We start from the raw sequence: 25,746 nt of genomic DNA, 5'->3' as shown, positions 1-25,746 counted from the left end.
ACCGTGACCCTCCAACGGGACAAGCCCGTGGCATCCTCGGAGTTTTCACAGAGTCACTGTCGTTGGGGAGATTTCATAGTCTCTGGCGGCGTATGCGCGAGAGTCTGATGTGTCCTCTGTAAGAAGCTCGATGCGTTGGCGCGTCGTGCGAGATTCGGTCTATGATCACCCGGTGCTATGCGCAACGCAGCAAACAGATCGACACGAAAGGGAGAGATCATGTTTCTACCAAGGACCAATCACCGATTCAACGAGTTTCTATTACCCACACTTCTGTGCTTAGCCGTGTTTGCTGCCGCTTGCAGCAAGTCTGAGCAGCCATCGACTAACTCGACCGCCTCATCTCCTTCGGCTGCCCCCTCTGCGGGTGGGGACTTTGAAGGAACGATCGCCATGAAAGTGGAGACCGAGAATCAAGGCCGGATGGAAATGACCTACTTCCTCAAAGGCCCGCACACTCGCATCGAGACGAAAGTTCCCGACGTTCCTGAGGGAGAGGCAGTTATGCTCTGGGACTTGGAAGGGAGCAAAATAACTACTCTTATGCCGGCGAGAAAAATTTACATGACGATGGACCTGAAGGAAACGGCCGAAGCTATGAAGGCTTCGGCTAAGGAGATGAAGAAGTCTCCTGGCGGCGAAGAAGAGAAGTTTCCCAAGCTCACGCCCACAGGCAAACAAGAAACAATTGCCGGCTACACGTGCGAGCACTGGTTGATGGGTGACAACCAAGAGTTCGACATGTGCGTGGCGAAGGGGCTCGGCTACTTTGGTATGGGCGGTCAGTCGCGAGGCGGGGCTCAATCGTGGAAGAATCTGGCATTTAGTCCGAAACTGCTTGCCGAGGCGGCTAACCATCCAGACTGGGTGAAGCTCCTGGAAGGCGGCGCGTTTCCATTAAAGTTCACCGCGATGCAGGATGGTAAGGTCACCATGAAGCTGGAAGCGACTAAGATCGAACGAAAATCGTTGGACGATTCGCTGTTCGCGGTACCGGCGGATTATGAAGCAATGAATATTCCGACTCAGCCGGGTCTGCCAGCCGGCAAACAGTAGTCGCTTCGTACCGCAGGTCCTAGGATCTCGCCTTCGATTCCAGGTTCCACAAGCTCTTGCTATCCTCGTGGCGATCTTGTCATGCCTGCGCACAAAGCCTCCCAGTCACATCGATTGTTCTCCTGTGCTCTCCCTCAGTGAAAACAGATCGCGGGGATATAAGAAAGGACGGCCTGCGTTGTCTATGATCCGCAGTTGATCGGCTTCGATGCCAATCACGTCATAAAAGCTGGCCGGAGGTTAGGTCTCGATAGCGCGGATTTGGTTCCTTCAGCTTCACGATCATAATCGATTCAGAGGTTCGAGCTACGCCGAAGCAAGCGGGTTGAGAATACGAAGCCCCTCAATCCAGTCGAAGTCATCTACGTTGCGCGTAACCAGAGTCAGATCATTAGCGATGGCCGTCGCCCCAATGAGCGCATCGCCGAGGGACATCTTCCGTTGCTGACGCAGCCTGACCGCTTCGCTGATCACAAGGTCCGATACCGCTAGAATCTTCGACACTCCAAAGAATTCCTCGAAGTGCGTGCGTTCAACCTCCGAGAGGCGATGGTATCCCAGGACCTCGACTACGCTGATCGCGGAAACCGATGGAGACTGCGAGGCAATCAATCGCCGGAGATCTTCGTGATCCGGCTGGGCTGCGTAGATGATGATGTTGCTGTCGAGTAGCACTTATTATGACCGGCCGGGGAGGTCCCGATCCTCGCGGCGTTCACGCTGCCACTGCGAAGGATCTGTGATGGAGCCAACGCCACCATTCGCAGCGAGCCGCTCCAATGCTTCCGCCATGCGCAACCCCCGTGTATCGTCTGGTGCGACGGGCTGATCCGGAATGGTTACGAATACCGTCAGTGCTGTCTGGGTTCGAATCTGTTCGGGAACATCGTCGTCCCATTCGATTCGATCACCTCGAAGAATCGCTTTGTAAATCGACTGCATATGCGTTACCTCACGCACCCATGCTCCCACCAGGCTCAGCGGATGGCAAGACGACCGTTTCTCGAATGTCATCCGGCGGAACTCCTCGGAAGGCGTCTTCTCGGCGGTCCTCAAGGATCAGTTCAATCGCCTTGGCGAGATTCTTCCGGCACTCGTCGATCGTCCGCCCCTGTCCGTTAGCGCCAGGGATCTCCGGACAGTAAGCGATGAACCAGTCTTCGTCTTGCTCTATGATTGCTGTGGACTCATTGTGCATCGGAGTACCTCCGAACTAACCTACATCGTCTGGCAACCAGTATTTCAAAAAGCGAACTTTGAGACTCTTCTGATATAATCTCGCGGCAATAACCGAAGAGAGTACAACATGCCTTTCACAACCGGAACGACTCTCGGACACTATACGATAATCGAGCCGATCGGCGCGGGCGGCATGGGCGAGGTCTACAAGGCCACCGACACCAGCCTCGATCGCGCGGTTGCGTTGAAGATACTACCCGCCGCACTCGTAACCGATTCGGATCGCGTGCGCAGATTCATCGGTGAAGCGAAGGCCGCATCTGCTTTGAATCATCCGCACATCATCACCATCTACGAAATTGGCGAAGCTCTACTCGACGCGGATAACCCGCAAGACGTTGCCCATTACATCGCGATGGAGTACATCAGCGGGGCCACGCTGCACCTCAAAATTCATCGCGAGGATCTCGAGCTGAGAAAGCTCCTCGAGTATTTCGCGCAGACCGCTGACGGGCTGGCCAAGGCTCACGCGGCGGGCATCGTCCACCGCGACCTGAAGCCGGAAAACATAATGGTGACCGAGGACGGCTACGCGAAGATCCTCGATTTCGGTCTCGCCAAGCTGATCGAAGCCGCGGAGCCCGCCGCGTCATCGGCCGAGGACCCGCTCGAAGCGGCAACCGCCGTTATGGACAAAACGCGCCCGGGCATGGTTATGGGCACCATCGGCTACATGTCGCCCGAGCAAGCGCAGGGCAAGCACGTCGATCAGCGCTCGGACATTTTTTCGTTCGGTTGCATCCTCTACGAAGCGGCGACCCGGCATAAGCCTTTTCAGGGCGACTCGCTTATCGACTCGCTGCACAAGATCGTCTACGGGCAAGCGCCGCCGATCGGCAACTCGAATCCTGATGCGCCCGCGGAGCTTCAACGCATCGTTCGCAAGTGCCTCGCTAAGGATCCCGCCGAGCGGTACCAGTCGATCAAGGATATCGCAATCGATCTTCGCGATCTGATCAAGGAGTATGACTCTCAACCGAGAGTTTCGGGGATGTATGCCGCTCAGCCGACTCTAACGCAGAGTTACCCACCGCACACGGGCCAGCACGCGGCTCAGCTTGCGGTGACCGATGCCCAGTCAGTCGTCACCGCTCCAAGCGGAGCGGTCGCCAGCGGACCGGTGTCTGGAATCACGCAAACGTCAATGGGCAAAGGGGGCCACGGACGCCGGATCGCGATAGGCGCAGGGCTGCTCTTGTTAGCAGTCACTGCGGCGATCTCGCTCTACTTTCTGGTTGGTCAGAAGCAGAGCAAGATAACTGGACCTGCCTTTCAGAACACGGCGATCAGCAAGCTCACGAGCACCGGGCGAGCCCTTGGTGCCGTCATCTCACCCGACGGAAAGTACGTCGTTCACGTAGTAAAGGAAGCGGGCACGCAGGGACTTTGGGTGCGCCAGACTGCTACGTCGAGCAACGTTCCAATCGTCCCTCCTGATGAGGGCGAGTACGTCGGCCTGACGTTCTCGCGCGACGGCAACTACATCTATTTCGTCAAAGGAGCAAAAGGCGCGAGCATTCGCAGCCTCTATCAGGTGCCGGTTCTTGGCGGCACGCCCAGGAAGCTAATCGATGACGTTGACAGCCCGATCTCTTTCTCGCGCGACGGAAAGCGTTTCGCATTTGACCGCCACTCGGCCAGCGAGAGCTCGGTGATTATTGCAAACGCGGATGGCAGCGGCGAGCAAACGCTGCTGACTTACAAGTAGCCAGACATTTTCCTTCAAGTTGAGTGGTCACCGGATGACAAAGTGATCGCTGCCGCTACAAGGAAAATCTCCGGCGGCTTTCGAAACGAGCTGGTCGCCGTTCAGGTGTCGGATGGCAGCGAGAAGGTCATCGGATCGCAGAAGTGGCTCGCGCTTGGCGGGTTCGCGTGGCTGGCGGATGGTAGCGGCCTGGTCATCAGTGCGTTGGATCAAACGCCTGGGTCGCGACAGCTTCAGATATGGCAGCTCACCTCACCAAAGCAACTGACGAAGTTCACAGCCGACCAGATTTTCAGCTTTGATTGGTCGCGAGACGGAAAGACGATGGCGTGCTCGCGCGGAGTCGTTACGACCGACGTTGTGTTGATTAAAGACAATGGCCGCGAACCGAAGGAATAGTCCGCCGCAGCATTGGGGGTTTAGGTGGCAATCAGCGGGCAAGCTACCATATTTTCCGTCTAAGGTTAGAGTAGTTTACTGGAGGTAAGAACTATGAAGCCCATTGTGGTGACTATCGCGTTGCTGTCGTTCTTGAGTAGTCTAGATTTTAGAATTGGATCGGCCATCATACCTTCAATGGTTGTTGCGCACGCTAATGATGACTCACTCGAGGCATTTCCTGTCCAAGCCGGCACATCTCCAGTGTCGGAAGACGATAGTAGGGTCAAGGCGCTGATACAAGCCGTACGCGAGAACGCGCTTGATAAGGTGAAGTCACTGTTGGATCAAGGTGTGAACGTTGACGCTCAAGATAACACAAACACGACACCCTTGATGTCTGCGGCGGAGACAAACAACTTGCGTATGCTAAAGGCTCTGATCAAGGCCGGAGCGAACATCAACATGAAGAACAAGCACGGCAATACTCCGCTGATGAGCGCGGCGCTCTACGGTGGATCGGAGGCCGTGACATACTTATTCAAGGAAGGTGCGGAGATCAACGCTCAAACGGAGAAACTACAAACAGCTCTGATGTTCGCAGCAATGCGCGGTGACCAGAAAGTTGCAAAGGTACTTCTTGAGAAGGGCGCGAGCATCAACCAGGAGGATGGCGACCGGTTTACCGCGTTGACTTATGCAATCAGAGCCGGGCACGAGAAAGTCGCTCGATTACTCATAGCGGTTGGCGCGTTTGACCCTCAGCCGAATTTGAAGGATTTGCCCCGTGATTCGTCGTCAAGCGTTGACAGAAAGCCAAAGCTCTTGAACATACCTCGCCCCATATATACCGAAGAGGCGCGTCGCAACCGCATTGAGGGCATGGTGCGCGTGCGCGTGATCGTCGGAGCGGACGGAACTGTTAAGGCCGCGAATGCGTTGACTACCCTTCCGCATGGATTAACAGAAATGGCGATTTCGGCTGCAATGAACCTCAAATTCGAGCCGGCGATGAAAGACGGTAAGCCCGTTGCCTATGCGCTGCCGGTAGAAGTGAACTTCAACCTCAGAAGGTAGCGGGCGCCTGCCGTAACTCATCACCTCTCTTGATCGTCGCTGACAGTGTGAGTCGCACGCGTGTGAATGGACGCACGGAACTCTTCCTGTCTCTCGTGGCCGGCCTAAGTGAATCTTGTGACCGGGTCGAGCTATCTTTGTGTGCTGGATCCGTTTGGGGTTATATTCAGGCGATGGCAAGAGGATGGGAAAGTAAGGCCGTTGAGGACCAGATCGGTGAGGCTGAGGCTAAGAAGGAAACACGGCGCAAACGAAGATTGACCCCTGGTGAGACCGAACAACTCAAGCGGAAGGAAGCGCTGCTGCTGGAACGAGCGCGGATCGTCCGCGAGATGGAGAGAGCTTATATGAGGCGCCACCTTGAGGTGTTGGAACGCGGGCTCGCCCATGTCGACGCGCAATTGGAAAAGCTGGAACAGAGCGACTCTTGATAGGCGGCTCGTGTCAGGCAGTGACCCCAGATCAGAGGCTTTTTAGTCAGCCTGCTGCCGCCGCATCTCGACCTTGCCCGTTTACCGTTGGAACGGATAACATCTGTTCAGCCTGAGCAATTCAGGCAGGCTCGAAGTTCCCAACCGGACGCAAAATCACTAAACAGTTTCACTCCAGAGGGAGGAGAGATGTTGAGAAGAATTCTACCGCTTACCCTGATAGTCTCACTGCTGTTTGTTAACACCGGGGCCTTTGCCCAGGTCGAGTCAACCAAAAAGATATCCGCGGACGATTACCCCTCGGAAGTCGCGTCAGCCTGGTTCGAACTTCTCTATGACGTGGTGAAAGCAGAAAGGACGACGCCACCAGCGGCCTCCCGGGTTTACGGCATCACCGCCGTCGCTCTCTACGAATCGATCGTGACTGGCACTGAAGCAAACCGTTCACTGGTTGGCCAATTGAACAGCCTGATGTTTGTGCCCCAGCCGACGAAAATCAATAAGCACCACTGGCCAACGGTGGCAAACGCGGTTCTCGCCAACACGATCCGGGGTCTGTACTCAACTATTTCTCAAGCGACTTTGGAAGCCATCAACAACCTGGAGCAAAGCTTCGCATCCCGTTATCGGTCCGAGGTTGGGAAGCCTAAGTACAAACGCTCGCTCTCGCACGGCCAGGCTGTGGCCGCCGCAATTCTCCAGTGGGCTGCTACCGACGGGTTCTCTGTTTATAACAACTGCCATTACTCCGCCAGGCCGGTGCCGGGCGCCTGGGAGCCGACGCCGCCGCTGCTAAGCCCGAATCCGCTGCAGCCCTGTTGGGGATTTATCCGGCCGATGGTCTTGACCTCGGGCGCGGAGTGCCCTGCGCATGGCCATCCAGCTTTTTCTACCAATACGGCATCGGAATTCTACGCGGCTGCATTGGAGGTCTATACCGTGGGACTTGGCCTGACGACTGAGCAAAAGACTATTGCCGATTACTGGTCTGATGGCGCCAGCGCCACCGGCACGCCGCCGGGACATTGGATCGCGATCGTCAGTCAGATCGCACGGAACGACGGTCTCTCGCTCGCGAGGGCGGCCGAGGCCTACGCGCATGTAGGAATAGCCGTTCACGATGCCTTCATCGCTTGCTGGAACGAAAAGTACGTTACCAACCTTCAGCGCCCGGTGACCTACATCAATCGCAATTTCGACGGCAACTGGCGGCCGTACATAGTGACGCCGAACTTCCCCACCTACACTTCGGGGCACTCGTCACAATCAGGCGCAGCGGCGAGCGTGCTGACCGATATGTTCGGGGTCAAAGGCTTCAAGGACACGACACATACCGACCACGGCCTCGTTCCGGCCCAGCAGCCTCGCACGTTCAGCTCTTTCGTTCAGGCAGCCGCGGAAGCAGCGATCTCCAGACTCTACGGCGGCATACATTACGCGTTCGACAACGACGACGGACTGACTTGTGGGGAATGCATCGGCAAGGCAATTCACGACCGGGTGAGCTTCAAGAACAATAATTAGTTTCGAACGCCCCAGTTTAAGCTTGTGGCTGCTCTAAAGGCGGATGTTCGCAGTCCGGCCTTCAGGCGGAAGCTAGCAGTCGCTTCGGCCCGAGCCAGGCTCAAAACCTTCCGAAATTCAAGCACTCGATCCCGAGATGCCGGTTGACGTCAACACAATGGACCAGCGGTTGTTCGATTCCCTTGCGCGGCGACGCTTCTCGATGTTGTTGCTGGGCGTCTTTGCTGTTATCGCTTCGATCCTGGCCGCGATCGGTATCTATGGAGTCATGGCGTATTCGGTAAACGAGCGGACTCACGAAATCGGCATTCGTTTGGCGCTCGGTGCGCAGCCAGGTGGCGTCCTGAAACTCGTAATCCGGCAGGCCCTGGTTCTGACGTCGCTCGGCATCGCCATCGGACTGACCGGAGCGGTTTCCATGACACGAATCATGTCGAGCCTGCTCTACGGAGTCGCCGCCACTGACACGCTGACGTTTGTCGCTACACCGTTGCTGCTCGGAAGTATCGCCTTGCTTGCCAGCTACGTGCCGGCTCGACGAGCGGCAAGCGTCGATCCGATGGCCGCATTGAAATGTGAGTAAGCTGCCGGAGACGATCCACTCCGTTGCCGGTCGCTTTTTACCTTGCTTGCTTGGATCCTGCCACTCATAGGTGAGGCCGGGTTTATGGTCACAACGAGGCGTTCGTTTCTAAGTAGCGCTGTGCGTCCAATGGCGATCGCCTTCGCGCTCTCGCTGAACCGTCGAGCCGCCTCCGCTCCGCGACAATTAGCCAAAGATGATTTTGCTCGATTCCGAGATGAGCTACTCAAGCTGGTCAACGCAGAGCGGGGGTTGGCCGGTGCGTCCTCTTTGGCGCTCGACGATTTGGCCTGTCGTGTGGCAGATCAGCACGCGCTCGACATGGCCACGGGGAAGTTTCTTTCGCACTGGGGCAGGGACGGCCGAAAGCCCTATCAACGTTACGCCGACGCCGGAGCGTCTGACGCCACACAAGAAAACGTTTCTGCGGCCGACGAACTCGAAGCGTTAAGCCCCGAATACATCGCCCAGATGCTCGCCCGAATGGATATGAAGATGTACGCGGAAGTTCCGCCCAACGATGGTCATCGGCGAACTATACTTGCACCGCAGCACACCCACGCAGGGTTCGGAATAGCCTTAGCGAACCGCGACCTGCGACTCGTCGAACTCTATGTCGGCAAGCACGTTCGTCTTGATCCGTATCCGACACAGGCGAAACCCAAAGCAACTGTGCAGCTCAGTGGTAAGCTGCTCAACCCTGGTCATCAGGTGAGTTATGCGGAGATATTCTTCGAGCCGCCGCCTTCGCCTCCCGGAATAGATTGGCTACGAGCGCCACGTCCGTACTCGTTGCCGGACGAGTCCAAGGCGATTCGACTGATTGCTCCAATAGGAACGCAGTATGCGGATGGAGTGATAGGGGAAATCGAAGCCTACGAGCAGGGAAGATTTCGAATGCCAGTGAAACTGTTTAAGAGCGAGCCCGGTGTCTACACTGTAGTGATCTATTTGAGTGAGAGAGGCGGCAGGAAGAAATTCGGCGCGACGAATATTTGTATCCACGCAGAGGCCCTACCGCCTCCAAGGATGCGATTGCTGTGATTGCTGTGCTACACTCTCATTCGGTTGGTCCGCTTCAAATCGCGAGTTGGCCTGATCTACCTCAATGGAAGTGCCGGAGGAATTCTGAACTTGTTAACCAAGCCGAGGATGTTAAGCCTAACCAAGAACTTAAGGAATCAGATCCCGAGTCGTGCGGCAATGCTCGTTGCGCTTTCGTTTTCGCTATCTTGCTTGCCGGCTTCCCTTGTCGGTGCGGAACCGCAAAGCGGCGCCCGAAAACCGGCGCCGCAAGTCGTCCCGAGCAAGGATGAAGGCAAGGTCCCGGGGGCAAAGGAACTGGAAAAAGCAAAGAAGCAGGAAGAAGCGAAAGCCCCCCAGGCTAAGCTCACTCAGGTGGAGGGAATAGTAGAGCTTGCGCTGATTGCCTACGGGACACGGAAGCAGCTCGAAACAGCGAGAGCGGCTACTCAAGAAGCAGGCACCATCCGGCTCGCCACCGAACAGGGGGATCTTGCGGGCAACTACCTGCTGCGCTCGATGAGGAAAGAAAAGTCGTCGCAGGATCTGCTCCGCGTTGACCTGGAGTTGTCGGCGCCGGAGAATGCTCAAGGTCAGACGGCCCCTCCGATCAAGTATGTGATTGGCTTCAACGGCGCCAGCGTTTGGTCTGCCCAGAACGGCCAATACGTCAATCCCCGCGCGGGAGCAGACATCGCATTCCGCGCTCAACTTTCACACGAGTATATGGCTCTGCTGCGTTACAAGGAGGACGGCTCGAAAATCGAGTACGTCGGTCCGGAGACCGTTGTGGGCGTCGTCACGAATGTCGTCGATCTGACAAACGCTGATGGCGAGAAAACCCGCTACTGGTTAAGCGCGAAGAGCTATCGCGTGCTTCATTGCGAATATGAGCTGAAGCTCGTTGAAGGACAGCCGCCAACCAAGTATAGGATTGACTACTACTACACCCCGTTCAGCTCAGCGGTTGTTCAAAACACGCTACTGCCGGTACGCCGCGAGATGAAGCAGGACGGCAAGTTCGTTCAAGAGATCAAGCTGACTAACATCATCTACTCTGCAAAGCTGGACCCGGAAATATTCCAACACCTTCAGGAACAGTGAGCCGGGCGCTTCTCGCTCTTCGGGTGCATTTCCATTGGCGCCCACGTATTAGCTCGGCAGGGTGGGAGCGGCCGGCACTCAGTCCGAGGCTAGATACTCACTAACCGTCAATCCAACGCGGGCGTAGAACTGATCGGAGAGAGATGGTATGTCGTCGACTGATTCGTCCAGAACGACACGCTCGACTCGCCACATCGGCAGAAACACGTGAGTGAGCCCCATGTTGCGTTCTCCGCGAACAATCATCTGGACCCAGTCATCGAAGGTGTTCAAGTCTATTCCGCGCACGAAGGCACCGGCCGCACTTAGCTCGCGCAGAACTCCCCAAGTCTTTTCGCGCGGGCTATGCAGGTAAACAATCACCGGTGCTCCCGGCTCGATACCCATACCTGAGTGCTCAATCTCCGCCATCGAACCCCTTACTTTGCGCAATTCTCGGGTTTCATTCTGCGATTTTCATTTTCCATTTTCAATTTGCCATTTGTGATTTGTCATTGCCCTGCAAGTAGTGACAAATCAGAAATGACAAATGGCAAATAATTACCTTTCGACTATCATCGCGATTCCCTGCCCTCCGCCTATGCACAATGCAGCAAGCCCCCGTCTCACATCGCGCCTTCTCATTTCGTAAAGCAGCGTGACCAGGACGCGCGCGCCGCTCGCTCCAATCGGATGCCCTAGCGCGATTGCGCCACCGTTGACGTTGACCCGCGAAGCATCCAGCCCCAGCTTGCTCATCACGGCGACGCTTTGAGCAGCGAAGGCTTCGTTCAGCTCAAACAGGTCGATGTCCTTCAATTCGAGCCCGGCCTTATCAAGCGCCCGTTCGATCGCAGGCACTGGACCCATTCCCATGTAGCGCGGATCAACGCCTGCCGATGCATACGAAACCACCTTGGCCATCGGGGCGAGCTCCATCAAACGGGCTCGTTCCTCACTGACCACCACCACCGCAGCCGCGCCGTCGTTGATCCCCGAAGCGTTGCCTGCTGTCGCAGTACCGTCTTTTTGAAACGCAGGCTTCAAGCGTGAGAGCGTGTCGATGGTTGTTCGGGCGCGCGGGTATTCGTCTACTTTGAACGCCAACGGCTCGCCTTTCTTCTGCGTGATCATCACCGGAACGATCTCTTCATCGAAGCGTCCGGCGGATATCGCGGCTTCGGCGCGGCGCTGGCTTTCGACGGCGAATTCATCCTGCGCCTCTCGCGAGACAGAACCCAGCGCGGCAACGTTCTCGGCCGTGACTCCCATATGGCAACTCGCCATCGCACAGGTGAGTCCTTCGCTCAACATCGAATCAACAATCTCGTCGTTGCCGAGCCGATATCCCCAGCGGGCCTTCTTCAGTAGATACGGCGCTCGGCTCATGGACTCCATTCCGCCCGCTACGATCAAGTCCTCATCGCCTGCGGCGATGGCTTGCGCTGCGAGCGCGACAGCCTTCAAGCCTGATCCACATACTTTGTTTACGGTGAACGAAGGGACGCTGTCAGGAATGCCCGCGGCGATAGCCGACTGACGAGCCGGGTTCATACCGACACCCGCTTGAAGCACGTTGCCCATTATTACTTCTTCGACATCGGAGCGATCGATCCCCGCGCGTTCTATCGCGCTCTCGATCACGATGCGGCCAAGCTCATTCGCGGGAACATCGGCCAACGCGCCGCCGAATGATCCGATCGCGGTTCGGGCTCCGCTCACGATAACTGCTTTTGACATTGAATCCTCTTCTACTGGTGTCCAGCCGCGATCTATCCTGTTGCATCAGCGGGGCCGCGAGCAGCGCCTTAGAAACCATAAGAAACGCTCTTGCGATCTCGGCCAAGGCGTCTTTTCGACCTGCTTTTGCTTGCGAATTCTATCGTTGATTTGCTGTAACATCTTTGAAACCCACATCGTCAATCCATATCGCTCCACGCTCTTGAATGCGAGTCGAGCCGCCGAAAGAAAGTTGCACTCTGTTCGCTCCGGGAAAGTTTTTTCTTATCTGACTCCCGGTGATTACAAATCTGCGGTAGTTCCATTCTGTAGTCGGTTTCATCTGCCAGATACCTGTGCTGCCCAAGGCAAATTGATCTTCTCCCCAAAAGACTGCAAGAAAAGCGACGCTGCTGGTTTGGGTTGTATTTCGATACCAAGCTGATATTTCATAGTCGTGATCAGGCTCGATCTGGATCAATTGTCGCGCAGTCCACCGTAGATTCGAGCCGGCTCCAGGATTTCGAATGGACAATGAGTGATTTCCAGCATGTCCTTGCGCGGCCTTCCATCTGATCGTGCCCTCGCCTCGACCTTCTATTTCCCAACCAATCGGATAGTCTTCTCCGTCCTCAAAAGATGGATTTGGCGCCAGGTTCATCCCAGAGTTTGGGCCTCGTGAATCGTGTTCCGTCTGAAGAGTTGCTTCTGCTAACAAAGGACAAGCAACCAAAGCCATAAGTATCATCGCTGCCAAGACAGACATAAAGGTCATAGTAGAGCGATTCAATTCTTCGTCCTTTCCGAGCGGAGGCCTGACGTGTAATGCTCGGCTACGCTCGCCATTAGGTACCACATCTGAATAGAATGAAGGCTGACCACATGCTATTCCTTCACAACCCTCACATCATCGAACGCCTGGCCCTTTTGCGCGTAGCAGAATAGACCGATCTTACCGTGCCTGTAAGAACCATCTTTCACCTCTAACAACGGCCTTCCATCCACCGAAGCCTTGATCACATCTCCCTCGACGCTCACGTCGATCAGCGTTTCGATACCTGGCCGATAGCCTTTCGCAGTGGACCAAAGCTCAGTGTAATCCGCGCCTTCCCGCCTGTCCAACCTGGTGATCGGACCGCCGCTCAAGCCGTCTTGCAAGAACAGCAGGCGATAGAAATGCTCTGCATCCTGATATCGAAAGACCACTCCGAAGCCGTCGTCATCCTCCGGTTTTGCCTTCACAGACAATTTGTAGTCTTTCCAGCCAGCCCCGCCGGCGATGAGATAAGTGCCATACCAGCACCCGATGAAATCGCCGCGGCGACCCCAGACGTTACCGTGCTGATGCACTCGTCCATCTTCCTGGACGCGCCAATCCGACGGCCCTTCGATGGTGTCGGGATCGTCAACAACCGTCCATTCGATCAGACGCGTATCGTGAAAGCGCTCGTCGAGCAACACGCTGTTACCGCAGCCGCAATGCACGATCGCAGCCACGGCGGCGAAACAGTGCAGACACCTGCGAATGAGGAAGGTAAGAAGCGCACGCCGATTCGAAACCGATCTGATCATCAGCGCGTCACGGTGCGATCCGAGCAAAGGGGCTCGATGGCTTGCGGTGCCTCAGTCTCTCGACCTGAGTGGTGCCGGAAGGATAAGACTGGTAGAGAGTGAAGGTCTCGACTTGAATGCACGAAAGCGGGCTTCCATCTTCTCCGCTCGTATCAATTCCTACGCAACCGTTGTGAATATAGATGCCCCAGCGCCTGCTGCGCCCCTCGCGCGGGAGAAAGGCCGTAGGCGTGTGGCCGAAGAAACACAGCTTGCCGTCGTAGCCTTTAAAAAAGTCGAGGTCGCGCGTCCACACAAGCACGTCGCAATCCGTCTCCGACGGATGTTCTCCGGGAACCAGTCCTGCATGAACGTAGATCGCTTGCTCGTCCTCGTGGAAGTACGGCAAGCTCCTGAAAAATTCGACGTGCTCGGCCGGAATCTTTATGTCGGACACGTCCTTCAACTGATCAAGCTCAAAACCGTAAGCCGACAAAGTCGCCAGGCCTCCGTTCTCCGGAATCAGCCACTGCAGATCGCCGTGGTCGAGGCAATCGAGCAGCATCTGTTCGTGGTTGCCGCGCAGAACGACGATGTTTGGATTTTCCTTCACAAGCTCAATCACTCGATTGACGACGCCCGGCGCATCCTTGCCTCGATCTATCAAGTCACCCAGAAAGATGATTTTGTCTTGAGCGACATCCCAGGGCACATTTTGTATGAGCTGATCGAGCAGCCTCGATCGGCCGTGTATGTCGCCTATGACGTAAGTCGGCATCTATCACTTACCTTCCAGCCGTCCAGATGAATCGGCATTGTGTTTCCTCTGATCGTGAAAACGGCGCATCAACGTCCCGGCCGCGTCGAACATTTCGCTAAGGGCCGCGAAGTCGCCGCTGAAGATCGCGGCCCGGACGGCTTCGATCTCCGCAATCGCTTCATCAAGCGCGGAGGAAACTTCATCGGCGTTCGTGCGGCAGATATCTTCCCATACCGACCACCGGCTCTCGGCAAGCCGGGTCATTTCCATGAAGCCGCTTCCCGCCAGCGCAAGCGTTTCAGCTTCGCCCGTTCGCGCGACCGCCAGCGCAAGCGCTATCGACAGCATCTCAGGCGTATGACTGATCCGTGCGGCGATTCGATCGTGCCGCTCAGCAGTCATCGCGATCGGATTTGCTCCGATGCTGCTCACAACTTGAGTGACCGCGCGCATAGCATCTGAGTCCGGGCCCCCGTCTGCAACCAGGGCGTAGGCAGCCCCACTGAAGAGATCCGCGTCTGCGAATTCAATGCCCGTTCGTTCGCTTCCGGCCATCGGGTGCCCGCCTACAAAAGCGACTTCATGCGGAAGCGCCTCACGCGCCGCGCGGCAGATCTCGCGCTTGGTGCTGCCGGCGTCGGTTACAATCGCGCCAGGCTTTAACGAGTTCGCGCGCGTGCGCAGAAAATTCAAAATCGCTCCCACCGGCGCAGCGAGGTAGATGAGATCAGCCTCGCTGACCCGATCCGAATCGAACGTGCTTTCGATGCCATCAATCACGCCGCGCGCGCGAGCTTCATCAAGCGCATCTTTACGGTCCCAGCCGGTTATGCGCTCGGCGAGACCCGCCCGCCGTGCAGCAAGCGCAAACGACCCGCCTATCAGACCGACTCCCACAATTGCGACATGTTTGAATCGCATAACCAAAACTGCTGACCGATGACGGGCGACCGGTGACCAAACTGCTGACCTATGACGGCCGACCGGGGACCGATGCCGGCCGACCGGCGATCGTCCTCGGTCCTCCGTCCTCGGTCGTTCGTCCTCTCAGTCCTTCACCGCTGCTTCCTCCACACCCGGAGCAACTTCCCGGTCGACCGCCTGAGCGATCAATCGAAGCCGGTGCATCAACTGCTCAAACTGGTCCGGCAACAACGACTGCGCGCCATCGCACAATGCGTTCTCAGGATCGTTGTGAACCTCGATCAACAAGGCATCCGCTCCCGCGGCTACCGCCGCCTGCGCAACAGGAGGCACCTTATCGCGGCGGCCGGTTGCATGGCTCGGATCGGCAACGACCGGAAGATGAGACAGCTTCTTGAACACCGGAATCGCGGCGATATCAAACGTGTTTCTGAGATAAGGCTCGAAGGTGCGGATGCCTCGCTCGCAGAGCATGACCTCGTGATTGCCGCCCGCCATTATGTACTCGGCCGCGAGCAGCGTTTCTTCGATGGTCGCCGACGGCCCGCGCTTTAAGAGCACCGGTTTGTTGATTCGGCCAACCTCACGAAGCAGATTGAAATTCTGCATATTGCGCGCGCCGATCTGAAGTATATCGACGTATCGAATGAACAAAGGTATCTGCGAAGGTTCCATCACCTCGGACACCACGAGCAAGTCGTGACGGTCGGCGGCTTGCCTCATATACTTCAGCCCTTCTTCACCGAGTCCCTGAAACGAATAAGGCGACGTGCGCGGTTTGAAGGCTCCGCCGCGCAGCACCTTGGCTCCATGGCGCGACACGATCTCGGCAATGTCCATGACCTGATCGCGGCTTTCGACAGTGCAAGGCCCGGCCATCATCACGACTTCGCGCCCGCCTATAGTCACGTCCTTGATAGTGATCTGCGTGCCTTCGGGTTTAAAGCCGCGGCTGGCGAGCTTATAGGGCGCGGTTATTCGCAGCACCTCCTTGACGCCATCGAGCAACTCAATGTCTCGCCAATCGATGTCGCGTTCACCAACAGCCCCGAGCACAGTGTGCCGAACCCCCGTCGATCGGTGTATGTCAAAACCTAACCGTACCAGCTTATCTATTACGCCGGAGATCTGCTCCTCGGTAGCAGTCTCCTCCATTACGATGACCATGCGTGACCTCTTTTCTTAGCGAGCTTTGCGTATCTTAGCGTTCTTTGCGCGAAACAAAACGTCACTCAGACGCCAAGCCGCAAAGTATCAACCCTTCTCCCGTTTCTTCCGCTTCCCCGAGTTCCCGCCCTTCGTTTCCTTCTCAACCGTGACCCGTTCGATGCTCCGAGATTCATCGATGATTCTCTCGAACAGGCGGCGAACCGCGTCCCGATCCAACGGCCCCGGGTTGATCCCCGTCACGTGAGCGATGACTTCCCTTTCACGATCCGGCGAGTAGATCGCCAGCCCAAGCTCGCGTTTGATTCGTCCAAGCTCGATAGCGCACTGCGAGCGAGCATTGAGCAGCTTCACCAGCTGCTCATCCAACCGATCGATTTCGTCTCGCCAGTCTTCTATGGTCAAGTCAGTCACCGCCCGCTCGGACTGTCTAGTTTAGTCGCGCGAAGCAAAAGCAGCAATGATAACCCAGGATTTGAAGAGCGCAATGTGAGGATGGTCAACACTCGGATCGACTTGAAATCAGCCACCGAGCGAGCCTACCGACCTTCTCTACCAAAGCCGAATCGCCTGCGTTGCTTTCTATCTCGGCGACAATGCGGCTACCCACGACCGCGGCGTCTGCGTGCTGCCAGACTTCAGCAACGTGCTCGGGAGTCGAGACGCCGAACCCGACGGCGACTGGCAGATCAGTGAATCGCCTGACGCGCTCAACGAGATGCGCAGCGGCTTCAGACAAGCTCTGCTGAACTCCGGTCACTCCGGTTCGAGAGACCGCATACACGAACCCGCTGCTGGCTTCGGTCACGCGCTTGATGCGTTCATCGGTGCTCGTGGGCGCAACAAGAAAGATCAAGTCGATCTCTGCAGCTTGCATCGCGGCTCGAAACTCATCGGCTTCTTCCGGCACGAGGTCAGTGGCCAACACACCATCAACGCCCGCGCCTCGAAGCTCGTCGCTGAGCCGCTCAACCCCGAGTGACAGAAGCGGATTCAGATAGCTGAATAAGACTATCGGGACTTCGCTCTGCTTTCGGACTCGACGCACAAGTTCAAGACAGCCACGGACACTCACGTGATTGGCGAGCGCTCGCGCTGAAGCTCTTTGAATCACCGGCCCGTCGGCCATCGGATCCGAGAACGGCACACCGAGCTCGATTATGTCAGCCCCGCCGCGTTCGAGCTCGAGTATGATTTGTTCCGTCGCCTCGAGAGAAGGATCTCCGGCGGTGATGTACGGGACAAAACCCTTGCGCCCTTTGCGCTTGAGGTCATCGAACTTTGTTTCGATTCGGCTCATACTCTTTGCTTCGATTGTTCTCCCAACGCCGGCTTGCCGGGCGAACCGAACGCTGAACGACTTTCGATCGATCAGTATTTCCGTTTTCACTATACCTCAGGTTTGAGCAGAACGTCCGCTTGTTCTTGAGCCGCCTAGACTTGATAATTATATACGTCAGGCGGTTTTGTCAGTCACAGCATCAGTCACTCTGAGTGGCAGATGCACTTGGCTGGCTCACTATCTATGAAGAAGATACCAGTTGTAATGTGCATTGATGTCGAGCCGGACGAGCGTCTGATTGATCCGAGTGTTCAAAAGGACTGGAGCGGTTTTGAAGCCACCTATGAACTCTTCAGCAAGCTTAGACCTCGTCTCGAGGCTGCAACGGGATCACCCGTACATTTCTCATGGTTCTTTCGGATCGACCCTCAGATAGCAAGCACCTACGGATCAGCCTCGTGGGCCGTGACGCGCTACCACTCGTTGATAAAAGAAATCAAACGGGCTGGTGATGCGATTGGATTGCACGCGCATCCCTGGCGGTGGAATGAGAGCTTAGATAAATGGATTGTAGACCTCGCAAGTCAGGACTGGATTAACTCCTGCTTACGAATGGGCTTTGAGTCCTTTCGCGAATCGCTTAATGAACGTTGCTCATACTTCCGCTTCGGCGATCACTGGATGAACAATGCGACCCTAAAACTGATAGAAAAGCTTGGAGCGCGCTTTGACCTGACCTTGGAGCCGGGGCAGAAAGGAGGGCACATTGAGGAACCTTTCACCGGCAACTTTCTCGATTATTCACAGATCCCGCAACGTCCGTATCGCCCCTCCAGAACCGATTTTAGAAAACCTGGCTCGTACCTGAGACGAAGACTATGGATTATCCCGTTGAGCGCCGGTCGCCCTGATTGGCCCGCCATATCGTCCAGCCAGGTTGAGCTGAAAGCGTGCTCAGAGAATATCAACCCTCAAGTAGGATCGGCGCTTCCGCGAGGTTCTGGTTCTAAGCCGCATCCTTCAAATGGAATGTATGAAGGATATCTGGATCGAGCTGATTGCGAGTTCATTTCAGGTTGGGCATATGATAAGAACCGATCCGGGATACCCATCGAGGTGGAAATATATGAAGGTGACCATCCACTGACTACAGCCATCGCCGCTACCTTTAGGCAGGATCTGCTAGCCGCCGGCAAGGGTGACGGTAAGCATTCTTTTAACGTCCCCGTCCCAACCTGGTTGAAGGACGGAAAGCCACATTCGATCCAGGTGAAGGTAGCAGGCGCCAATTTCTATCTGAATAGCTCTCCAAAGGAGCTCACTTGTTACGAGGCGAATGATGAGGATTATCTGACGTTGAACTTAGCGTTCAACCCATGGAGTTTGTGTAGAATCGTAAACACTGTGCTGACCAGTTCCGACAGTCCGTATTTAGCCCTCGTTGTGAGGAGTGATGTATCAATCCACCCCGATCAACATTCTCACCTGGACCAAACCGTCAACTATCTTCTAACTCATCCATTGATCGGACAATTAGCCTTTGAGACTCCCGCTGAGATGATCAGGCGAATACGCTGATCTCAGTTCCGATGATAGAGATCAACCAAAGAGGTGAACAGACCATGTGGACTTCGTTCTTCGGACTCGCCGCACGAGTTCGAGACAGTCGCGAACACTAATGTGATCGGTGAGGGCTCTGCCCGAAGCTCTTTGAATCACCGGACCGTCGGCCATCGGATCAGAGAACGGCACGCCGAGTTCGATGATGTCAGCCCCGCTGCTTTCGAGTTCGAGAATGATTTGCTCTGTTGATTCGAGAGAAGGATCGCCTGCGGTCATGTATGGGATGAACCCCTGACGCCCTTCGCGCCTCGGGCCGTTGAACTCATTTCGATTCTTCTCATTCGGTTTGCTAGCTTGATCAGATTGCACACCGCCGCGCGCAAGCACGAGAGATTAATTCGCGATTTGCTCGGCTTTTCTAGGCGATGGCTTTCAGACCCGCCCACCGCACATCGCTCGGCACTAAGGTCAAAGAAAGACGCCTCACTATCTTCCCTACCGTCACGAGATTGTCTTGACTTAAATCTGCGTGTGCAACCCAAAGTCGCAGCGGCAGCCGTAAGCGAGTCGCTAGTACTCCTAACATTCGCGTAAGTATGTTCCCATTATTCGTCCCCCTGAAGGCGGGTCGCACGAACAACTCTTCAATATCCAAGAAGCCATCACGACAAACAGTGAATGCCCAGCCGATACACTCGTCCTGCGCTGAGTCATAAAGCTCAACACCGTGTAGTACGCCGCCAAGGAAATCTTGCGCGCCCCATTCAATCTCCATGACCATTGGTTCATCTAAGGACCATCTTGGCCGCTCGTATGGAGTGCTTAGTACCCAAGCTTCTGTCAAGTATCTATCAAAGTAAGTGTGCGGGAGGTATCCAAAGCCTCGATCGCCCCATTCAGCGCCCCACCAGGTTTCGAAGGTAAATAACCCTGAGTTATCGTCATAGTGTGTCATCATAACAGAGTGCCCTCCTACGATTGTTGCATTCGCGGATGGCACCCCTATCATCCCGTTGATTGCTGAAAACCACTGATCTGTAATATCAAAGGCTGCAGACACAGGAACACCAGATGCCAGTGCCGCTTTGCATTCGATAGAACTTCTAACGCGTTGATAGGCAAGTAATCTTGATTCTTTGGCTAAAGCATCCATGTGTGGAGGTTCTTGGGGAGGCCATTGCTCGGGAGAGTAAGGCCACGAGGATTCTGGCGGCTTGCCCCACCCTCGCATAATCCGCATAGAAGTAACAATCGATGCCCCCACTTCGCGGCCTTGAGCGTAGGTTCCTTCGAGTTGTCGACTTCTCACAAAGTTATATTGTACGCTCGTTCGACTCATAACTAAGGTCGGGCTATCAATCAATAGACTCGCGGTAGAGAGTCTATCGACGTCTAGGCGATGGCTCTTAGACCTGCCCATTGAACGTCGCTTGGCCCCAACTTCAAGGATAGGCACTCAGCCATCTTCTCTAAAATTGCGAGATTTGCTTGATCTGAATCTGCATGCGCAACCCAGAGCCGAAGCGGCAGCTCCAAACTATCCGCTAATTCCCTCAACATTCCAGCAAGTCTATTACCGTTGTTGTTGCCCCTGAAAGCAGGTCGCACAAACAGCTCTTCAATATCTAAGAAGACGTCGCGACAAACTGCGAATGCCCATCCGATACACTCATCCTCTGTCGAGTCACAAAGCTCGACTGCGTGCAACGACCCTCCCAAGATGTCTTCGGTACTCGATCGCATCTCCACAAGTCCATTCTGATCCGACGCTCCGCCCTTCCTGTACAGACCACTAGTTGCCCAAGATTCCAAGAAGTACCTTTCAAAGAAATCGTAGGATAGATATCCAAGGCTTCGATCTCCCAGATCAGCAGCCCAGCAGTTCTGGACGGTAAACATTCCTGTGTGGTCGTTATAGCCCATCATCATCAGACTGACTCTTGCTGGTGCTGATTCCGGCACTTCCCTGACGCCCTCCATTTCCCAATACCATTCATCCTTACAATCGAACTCGGCGGAGACTAGATGCCCTGAAGCAATTGCCAGCTTGCATTCAAGCGTATTCCTCACCCGTTGATATCCCAGTATCCTGGACTGCTTAGCCAAGGCGTCCATGCCCGGAGGTTCTAGTGGAGGCCAATGCTCGACAGAGTAGGGCTTGGCAGATTCTGGAGGACTGCCCCATCCTCGTAGGATGCGCATCGAAGTGACTATCCATGCTCCTACATCGGGACCTTGAGAATTGGTTCCTTCGAGCTGACGGCTCCGAAGCAAGTTATACATTCGGCTCGGATCTAGATGTTTCAAAGTTAACCCCTTTTCAGCTCCTCGACACACTCATCTCAAGACCCAGTTCGGCCTGCGCCTTCAGTCGACGCTCGATCCACAGGCCAGGACTCAGCGACGGTATTTACATCCTTGTCTCCTCGACCAGAGAGATTCACCACGATCACCTGCTCGCTCGTCATCGAAGGCGCCACCTTCATCACTTCAGCTATCGCGTGAGCGCTTTCAAGCGCCGGGATGATTCCTTCAAGCCGCGCCAAGAGATGAAATGCTTCAAGCGCTTCCGTGTCGCTCGCCTTCGAATAACTGATTCGTCCGATGTCGTGAAGGTAAGCATGCTCGGGGCCGATCGCCGAATAATCCAAACCCGCCGATACCGAATGCGTTGTCGAGATTTGCCCGTGCTCATCTTGAAGCACGTAGCTCCGAGTTCCCTGCAGCACGCCCGGGCTCCCGCCCGAAAAGCGCGCCGCGTGCTCGCCCAGCGCCTCGCCTCGTCCACCCGCTTCGACGCCGGTCATTCGCACGCTCTCGTCGGCGATGAACTCGTGGAACAAGCCTATCGAATTGCTGCCGCCGCCGACGCATGCGATCAGCAGATCGGGCAAGCGGCCCTCGGCCTCGAGAATCTGCTTGCGGGCTTCGCGGCCTATCACCGATTGAAAGTCGCGGACCATCATCGGGTAAGGATGCGGCCCCATCACCGAGCCTAACAAGTAATAAGTGTCTGCGACGTTTGTGACCCAATCGCGTAGCGCTTCGTTGATCGCGTCCTTGAGCGTGCGGGCTCCCGACTCGACCCCGACCACTTCCGCGCCGAGCAGCCGCATACGAAAGACGTTCAATTCCTGCCGTCGCATGTCCTCCGTGCCCATGTAGACGACACACTTCAAGTTCATCAGTGCGCACACGGTTGCTGTGGCGACGCCGTGCTGGCCTGCGCCGGTCTCGGCGATGATTCGAGACTTGCCCATTCGCCGCGCCAGCAAGGCTTGCCCGACGGCGTTGTTGATCTTGTGCGCGCCGGTGTGACAGAGGTCTTCGCGCTTGAGGTAGATTCGCGCGCCGCCGAGATGATCGCTCAGGCGTTGAGCTAGCATCAGCGGTGTGGGCCGCCCGACGTAGTTCGCCAGCAGGTATTCAAGCTCGCGATGAAACGCGGGATCGCGCTTCGCAGCTTCATAGGCAGCGATCAGCTCCTCGATCGGATGCATCAGTGTCTCAGGAACGAACCGGCCGCCATAAGGCCCGAAGTGCCCCGCCGCGTCAGGTTGTTGATATGACTTCTCGCCTTCGCCTTTGCTCATTGAGAGAATCCCGTTCGAACCCCGCCTTCTTCTTCGCCGACTATCAACGCGTTCGCATGCGCGACCACCGCCATGAATCGTCGCAGCTTATCCAGGTCTTTGCGGCCGGGCTCGGCTTCGACACCGCTGCACACATCAATCGCCGCTGGTCTCACGTAAGTGATCGCGTCCCAAACATTCTCGGTCGTGAGCCCGCCTGCAAGAATGATCGGCGCCAGGCGTTTCGCTTCGATCGCTACTCGCCAGTCAAACCTCCGGCCTGTACCGCCGTGGCTGCCTTCGATGCTCGAATCCAACAAAACCATGCTCACTCGATAATTCTCGATCAAGCTCAAATCGAAATCTTGCCCGACGCGAATGGCCTTGATCGTCTCGATCGAGCCGAGGCTGTCACAGAATTCTGGCGACTCGTCGCCGTGCAACTGGACCGCGCTCAGACCAAGCTCCGAAGCGATGTCCACTATGCGATTGGCTTCTTCGTCAACGAACACGCCCACTGTGCACACGATCGGCGAGAGCCCGGTGATCACTTCGCGTGCAGCGTGAGGTTCGATATAGCGGGCACTCTGCCGCCAGAAGTTGAACCCCAGCGCATCGGCTCCAGCGTCCACCGCTGCCTGTGCTTCTTCCAGGGTTCGGACGCCGCAGATTTTTGTTTTGACTCGACTCATACTCTTTTGGTTTCTTCGATCAAACGCCTGAGCGCCTCTCCAGGATGTTGGGCGCGCATCAGGTGTTCTCCGACCAGAAACGCGCTGAACCCCGCGGACCTCAGCCGGCGAATATCGGACCCCGTGTTGATGCCACTCTCGCTGACTAGAATCGCGCCTTCCGGGGCAAGAGGCGCCAGTTGAATCGATGTATCGAGATCAACCTTGAACGTCGTGAGGTCCCGGTTATTGACCCCAATCATCGACGCGCCCGCTCGAGCCGCGCGCTCCATTTCATCCATCGAATGAACCTCGACCAGAGCATCGAGTCCAAGGTCGTTTGCCAATCCAATCAATTTCGCAAGCAGCTCGTCTTCAAGTATGGCGACGATCAACAGCACCGCATCTGCGCCTGCCAAAGCCGATTCGTAGAGCTGATACTCATCGAATATGAAATCCTTCCTGAGCAGCGGCAGTTCGACGCGGTTTCGAATCGCTTCAAGATGTTCGAGCGAGCCACCAAAGAAATCTTCTTCGCATAGCACGGAGATCGCCGCCGCGCCGGCGCTCGCGTAGCTCGCTGCTATCTGCACCGGGTCGAAGTCTTCGCGGATGATTCCCTTCGAAGGTGAACGATGCTTGATCTCCGCGATGATGTTGGTGCTGTCGCCGCGGTTCAATGCTGCCGCCAGCGAGTTTGTGTTTCGAGCTTTCAACCCCGCGAGGCGATTTAGCGGCACGCGCCGCTTGGTCGCTTCCAGTCGCTTTGCTCTCGCTTCGACGATGCGATCCAACACGCCCCCTGGAGCGAGCACGCCGAAAGGTTTGGTTGTGCTTGCCGTAGTCACAGTTTGAAGTCTCGCTTGCAGAGTCTCGCTCACCTGCTACGCTTTGCCGGAGGGCTGAGCACCTCCGCGTTTTATCCTACAACTCTGGATTGTCCTTCCCGTATAACGTATCGGTCAGTTGAGGCAGTTCCGATTCTTTCCTCGCTGCAAACTCTCTGCGTGATTTGAACTCCTTGTACTCACGATACAGAAATCCCCCGGATTTAGAGGTCACATAACAAAGCGCGAAGAGCAGGACGTAGCTGACCTGCGTATAGACCTTATCAAGACTCTTCGTCCACGTATCGTGCTGCTCCCTGATAGCGGCCTCACTACCGGATATTGGGAACAGACTTATTTCGCGCTCCACGTAAAAGGAGGCATTGGAAAAATAGCCTTTCTTCGACGCCGATACCGGATAGGAGACTCCCATATTAATAGTCAACTTCAGCGGCTTGTGAATCAGTTGTTCGTCGATTCGCAAAGTCGCGTTCACCGTCGGAGTAAAACTCCGAGCAAACCCTGAGATGTACTGATCCCAGTCGTCGCGACTAGTTGGTTCCATAGAAACGATGATATCCACCGGCGGATCGAGTCTCACTTCCGGCGCCTGCCCAAACCAGAACCCTCGGATGGATTCGCGCTCCTCAAACTCGATAGCCACCTGCAGCTTCTCGGTGGAAGCGACGAGCACCTCATTGAGCTCCGCCGGGATCTTGTCCTTGTTGGCCACGAGCTTCTTGTTCTTATCCAGAATCTCTGGCAAGAACTCCTGCGGTATCGCGGGCTCTTTGGCCGTGCTCAGTTTGTAGACTTCATAAACCGATACTGGCAGGAAGATTATTCCGCCAACGAAGCCAACTACGGCAATGAGCATCAGACAGCCGCGCTTATCCGCCTGCGTGATTGTAATGTTAGAACTCATCGGGCAACGTGTTTGAGTCTCTGCGGGCTTGAGATTCAAAGATTCAAGAAATTCTGTAGCAGCTTCTTGCCGTACTCAGTCATCACCGACTCAGGGTGAAACTGAACCCCTTCCACCTGGAACTCGCGATGCCTCAATCCCATGATCAATCCATCGGGTGTTGTGGCTGAGACTTCGAGCGAATCGGGAAGGCTTTCTTTCTCGACTATCAATGAGTGATACCTGGTCGCTCTAAATCTATAGGGCAGCCCGCGAAAAATCGTGGCTGAGTCGTGGCAGATCTCAGACGTCTTGCCGTGCATCAAAGTCGCCGCGCGAACGACCTTGCCTCCAAACGCTTCGCCGATCGCTTGATGTCCGAGACATACGCCCAGTATCGGAATCTTTCCCGCAAAATCGCGGATTGCCGCGATCGTGAGGCCCGCGTCTCTCGGCACGCCCGGCCCAGGTGAGATGAGCAGCCGCTCAGGCCGAAGCTCGCGCAGCCGCTCAATCGTAACCGCGTCGTTGCGATAGACTTCAAGGTCAGCGCCCAACTCGCCGAGATACTGCACGAGGTTATAGGTGAACGAGTCGTAGTTATCGATAACCAGAATCATGCGAGTGAATTCTACCAAGAAAGAGTTCGTAGTACGGCCTTCAGCGGATGTTTGTAACGTCGGTGCCTTTGCCCAATAGAGTAC

General features: G+C 55.8%; 30 protein-coding genes. 10 read left to right on the top strand and 20 right to left on the bottom strand.

The features are described 5' to 3' along the window. Positions 1–177: 177 nt before the first annotated feature. Positions 178–1,056 (top strand): DUF4412 domain-containing protein, encoded by an 879-nt coding sequence (locus tag AABO57_00775; protein ID MEK6284255.1) that lies wholly within the window; start codon positions 178–180, stop codon positions 1,054–1,056. 306 nt (positions 1,057–1,362) lie between these two features. Here AABO57_00775 and AABO57_00770 read toward each other — a convergent pair whose 3' ends face one another. Genes AABO57_00770 through AABO57_00760 form a run of 3 tightly spaced genes read right to left on the bottom strand, consistent with a single transcriptional unit; the run spans position 1,363 to position 2,254 of the window. After that, positions 1,363–1,731 carry a type II toxin-antitoxin system VapC family toxin gene (locus tag AABO57_00770; protein MEK6284254.1) on the bottom strand — a complete coding sequence of 123 codons (369 nt, stop codon included), beginning with the start codon at positions 1,729–1,731 and terminating at the stop codon, positions 1,363–1,365. Between the two features lie 3 nt (positions 1,732–1,734). Further along, positions 1,735–2,070 (bottom strand): hypothetical protein, encoded by a 336-nt coding sequence (locus AABO57_00765; protein ID MEK6284253.1) that lies wholly within the window; start codon positions 2,068–2,070, stop codon positions 1,735–1,737. After that, entirely contained in the window at positions 2,009–2,254 is a 246-nt protein-coding gene (locus AABO57_00760) for a type II toxin-antitoxin system HicB family antitoxin (GenBank protein MEK6284252.1), read from the bottom strand. Before AABO57_00760 ends, AABO57_00765 begins: the two co-directional genes overlap by 62 nt. Positions 2,255–2,362: 108 nt before the next feature. Here AABO57_00760 and AABO57_00755 point away from each other — a divergent pair, with 108 nt between their 5' ends. From AABO57_00755 to AABO57_00720, 8 genes are all read left to right on the top strand, one after another. Then, positions 2,363–4,003 carry a protein kinase gene (locus AABO57_00755; protein ID MEK6284251.1) on the top strand — a complete coding sequence of 547 codons (1,641 nt, stop codon included), beginning with the start codon at positions 2,363–2,365 and terminating at the stop codon, positions 4,001–4,003. Positions 4,004–4,045: 42 nt separating this feature from the next. Next, on the top strand, positions 4,046–4,402 hold the full coding sequence (locus AABO57_00750; GenBank protein ID MEK6284250.1) for a hypothetical protein: 357 nt from the start codon (positions 4,046–4,048) through the stop codon (positions 4,400–4,402). A gap of 93 nt (positions 4,403–4,495) precedes the next feature. After that, complete coding sequence (locus AABO57_00745) at positions 4,496–5,458, top strand: TonB family protein (GenBank protein MEK6284249.1); 963 nt, start codon at positions 4,496–4,498, stop codon at positions 5,456–5,458. A 173-nt stretch (positions 5,459–5,631) separates the two neighbouring features. Then, the gene (locus AABO57_00740) at positions 5,632–5,889 is read left to right on the top strand and encodes a hypothetical protein (GenBank protein MEK6284248.1); all 258 of its coding nucleotides are present in this window, start codon (positions 5,632–5,634) and stop codon (positions 5,887–5,889) included. Positions 5,890–6,078: 189 nt separating this feature from the next. Continuing rightward, positions 6,079–7,413: a vanadium-dependent haloperoxidase gene (locus AABO57_00735; protein MEK6284247.1), complete on the top strand. Its 1,335-nt coding sequence runs from the start codon at positions 6,079–6,081 to the stop codon at positions 7,411–7,413. A gap of 136 nt (positions 7,414–7,549) precedes the next feature. Next, positions 7,550–7,996 (top strand): FtsX-like permease family protein, encoded by a 447-nt coding sequence (locus AABO57_00730; protein MEK6284246.1) that lies wholly within the window; start codon positions 7,550–7,552, stop codon positions 7,994–7,996. A 129-nt stretch (positions 7,997–8,125) separates the two neighbouring features. Beyond that, positions 8,126–9,040: a CAP domain-containing protein gene (locus AABO57_00725; protein ID MEK6284245.1), complete on the top strand. Its 915-nt coding sequence runs from the start codon at positions 8,126–8,128 to the stop codon at positions 9,038–9,040. A gap of 108 nt (positions 9,041–9,148) precedes the next feature. Then, the gene (locus AABO57_00720; protein MEK6284244.1) at positions 9,149–10,123 is read left to right on the top strand and encodes a hypothetical protein; all 975 of its coding nucleotides are present in this window, start codon (positions 9,149–9,151) and stop codon (positions 10,121–10,123) included. A gap of 78 nt (positions 10,124–10,201) precedes the next feature. Here AABO57_00720 and AABO57_00715 read toward each other — a convergent pair whose 3' ends face one another. From AABO57_00715 to trpA, 9 genes are all read right to left on the bottom strand, one after another. Further along, positions 10,202–10,534, bottom strand: coding sequence for a hypothetical protein (locus AABO57_00715; protein ID MEK6284243.1), 333 nt, complete (start codon positions 10,532–10,534; stop codon positions 10,202–10,204). A 129-nt stretch (positions 10,535–10,663) separates the two neighbouring features. Continuing rightward, positions 10,664–11,842 carry an acetyl-CoA C-acetyltransferase gene (locus tag AABO57_00710; protein ID MEK6284242.1) on the bottom strand — a complete coding sequence of 393 codons (1,179 nt, stop codon included), beginning with the start codon at positions 11,840–11,842 and terminating at the stop codon, positions 10,664–10,666. A 139-nt stretch (positions 11,843–11,981) separates the two neighbouring features. Then, the gene (locus AABO57_00705; GenBank protein ID MEK6284241.1) at positions 11,982–12,611 is read right to left on the bottom strand and encodes a hypothetical protein; all 630 of its coding nucleotides are present in this window, start codon (positions 12,609–12,611) and stop codon (positions 11,982–11,984) included. Positions 12,612–12,706: 95 nt separating this feature from the next. After that, positions 12,707–13,393, bottom strand: coding sequence for a hypothetical protein (locus AABO57_00700; protein MEK6284240.1), 687 nt, complete (start codon positions 13,391–13,393; stop codon positions 12,707–12,709). Between the two features lie 7 nt (positions 13,394–13,400). Beyond that, the gene (locus AABO57_00695) at positions 13,401–14,150 is read right to left on the bottom strand and encodes a metallophosphoesterase family protein (GenBank protein ID MEK6284239.1); all 750 of its coding nucleotides are present in this window, start codon (positions 14,148–14,150) and stop codon (positions 13,401–13,403) included. 3 nt (positions 14,151–14,153) lie between these two features. After that, positions 14,154–15,053: a prephenate dehydrogenase/arogenate dehydrogenase family protein gene (locus tag AABO57_00690; protein MEK6284238.1), complete on the bottom strand. Its 900-nt coding sequence runs from the start codon at positions 15,051–15,053 to the stop codon at positions 14,154–14,156. 126 nt (positions 15,054–15,179) lie between these two features. Continuing rightward, entirely contained in the window at positions 15,180–16,223 is a 1,044-nt protein-coding gene (gene aroF, locus AABO57_00685) for a 3-deoxy-7-phosphoheptulonate synthase (GenBank protein ID MEK6284237.1), read from the bottom strand. Between the two features lie 87 nt (positions 16,224–16,310). Further along, positions 16,311–16,637 carry a chorismate mutase gene (locus AABO57_00680; GenBank protein MEK6284236.1) on the bottom strand — a complete coding sequence of 109 codons (327 nt, stop codon included), beginning with the start codon at positions 16,635–16,637 and terminating at the stop codon, positions 16,311–16,313. A gap of 85 nt (positions 16,638–16,722) precedes the next feature. Next, a complete protein-coding gene (trpA, locus tag AABO57_00675) occupies positions 16,723–17,613 on the bottom strand; it encodes a tryptophan synthase subunit alpha (protein MEK6284235.1) in 891 nt (296 codons plus the stop codon). Between the two features lie 135 nt (positions 17,614–17,748). Here trpA and AABO57_00670 point away from each other — a divergent pair, with 135 nt between their 5' ends. After that, positions 17,749–19,083 (top strand): hypothetical protein, encoded by a 1,335-nt coding sequence (locus tag AABO57_00670; protein MEK6284234.1) that lies wholly within the window; start codon positions 17,749–17,751, stop codon positions 19,081–19,083. 21 nt (positions 19,084–19,104) lie between these two features. Here AABO57_00670 and AABO57_00665 read toward each other — a convergent pair whose 3' ends face one another. From AABO57_00665 to AABO57_00630, 8 genes are all read right to left on the bottom strand, one after another. Beyond that, entirely contained in the window at positions 19,105–19,437 is a 333-nt protein-coding gene (locus AABO57_00665) for a tryptophan synthase subunit alpha (GenBank protein MEK6284233.1), read from the bottom strand. 49 nt (positions 19,438–19,486) lie between these two features. Continuing rightward, the gene (locus AABO57_00660; protein ID MEK6284232.1) at positions 19,487–20,221 is read right to left on the bottom strand and encodes a hypothetical protein; all 735 of its coding nucleotides are present in this window, start codon (positions 20,219–20,221) and stop codon (positions 19,487–19,489) included. Between the two features lie 239 nt (positions 20,222–20,460). Beyond that, entirely contained in the window at positions 20,461–21,183 is a 723-nt protein-coding gene (locus AABO57_00655) for a hypothetical protein (GenBank protein MEK6284231.1), read from the bottom strand. A 227-nt stretch (positions 21,184–21,410) separates the two neighbouring features. Further along, a complete protein-coding gene (trpB, locus tag AABO57_00650; GenBank protein ID MEK6284230.1) occupies positions 21,411–22,661 on the bottom strand; it encodes a tryptophan synthase subunit beta in 1,251 nt (416 codons plus the stop codon). Next, entirely contained in the window at positions 22,658–23,332 is a 675-nt protein-coding gene (locus AABO57_00645; GenBank protein ID MEK6284229.1) for a phosphoribosylanthranilate isomerase, read from the bottom strand. Before AABO57_00645 ends, trpB begins: the two co-directional genes overlap by 4 nt. After that, on the bottom strand, positions 23,329–24,159 hold the full coding sequence (gene trpC / locus AABO57_00640) for an indole-3-glycerol phosphate synthase TrpC (protein MEK6284228.1): 831 nt from the start codon (positions 24,157–24,159) through the stop codon (positions 23,329–23,331). Before trpC ends, AABO57_00645 begins: the two co-directional genes overlap by 4 nt. Positions 24,160–24,235: 76 nt before the next feature. After that, complete coding sequence (locus AABO57_00635) at positions 24,236–25,063, bottom strand: hypothetical protein (protein MEK6284227.1); 828 nt, start codon at positions 25,061–25,063, stop codon at positions 24,236–24,238. A gap of 35 nt (positions 25,064–25,098) precedes the next feature. Continuing rightward, on the bottom strand, positions 25,099–25,662 hold the full coding sequence (locus AABO57_00630) for an aminodeoxychorismate/anthranilate synthase component II (protein ID MEK6284226.1): 564 nt from the start codon (positions 25,660–25,662) through the stop codon (positions 25,099–25,101). Positions 25,663–25,746 lie beyond the last annotated feature (84 nt).

It is taken from the genome of Acidobacteriota bacterium, from assembly GCA_038040445.1.
Lineage (GTDB): Bacteria > Acidobacteriota > Blastocatellia > UBA7656 > UBA7656 > Onstottus_A > Onstottus_A frigus.
The sequence above is the reverse complement of the archived record's forward strand: the minus strand, read 5'-3'. Positions and strand labels throughout refer to the sequence as shown.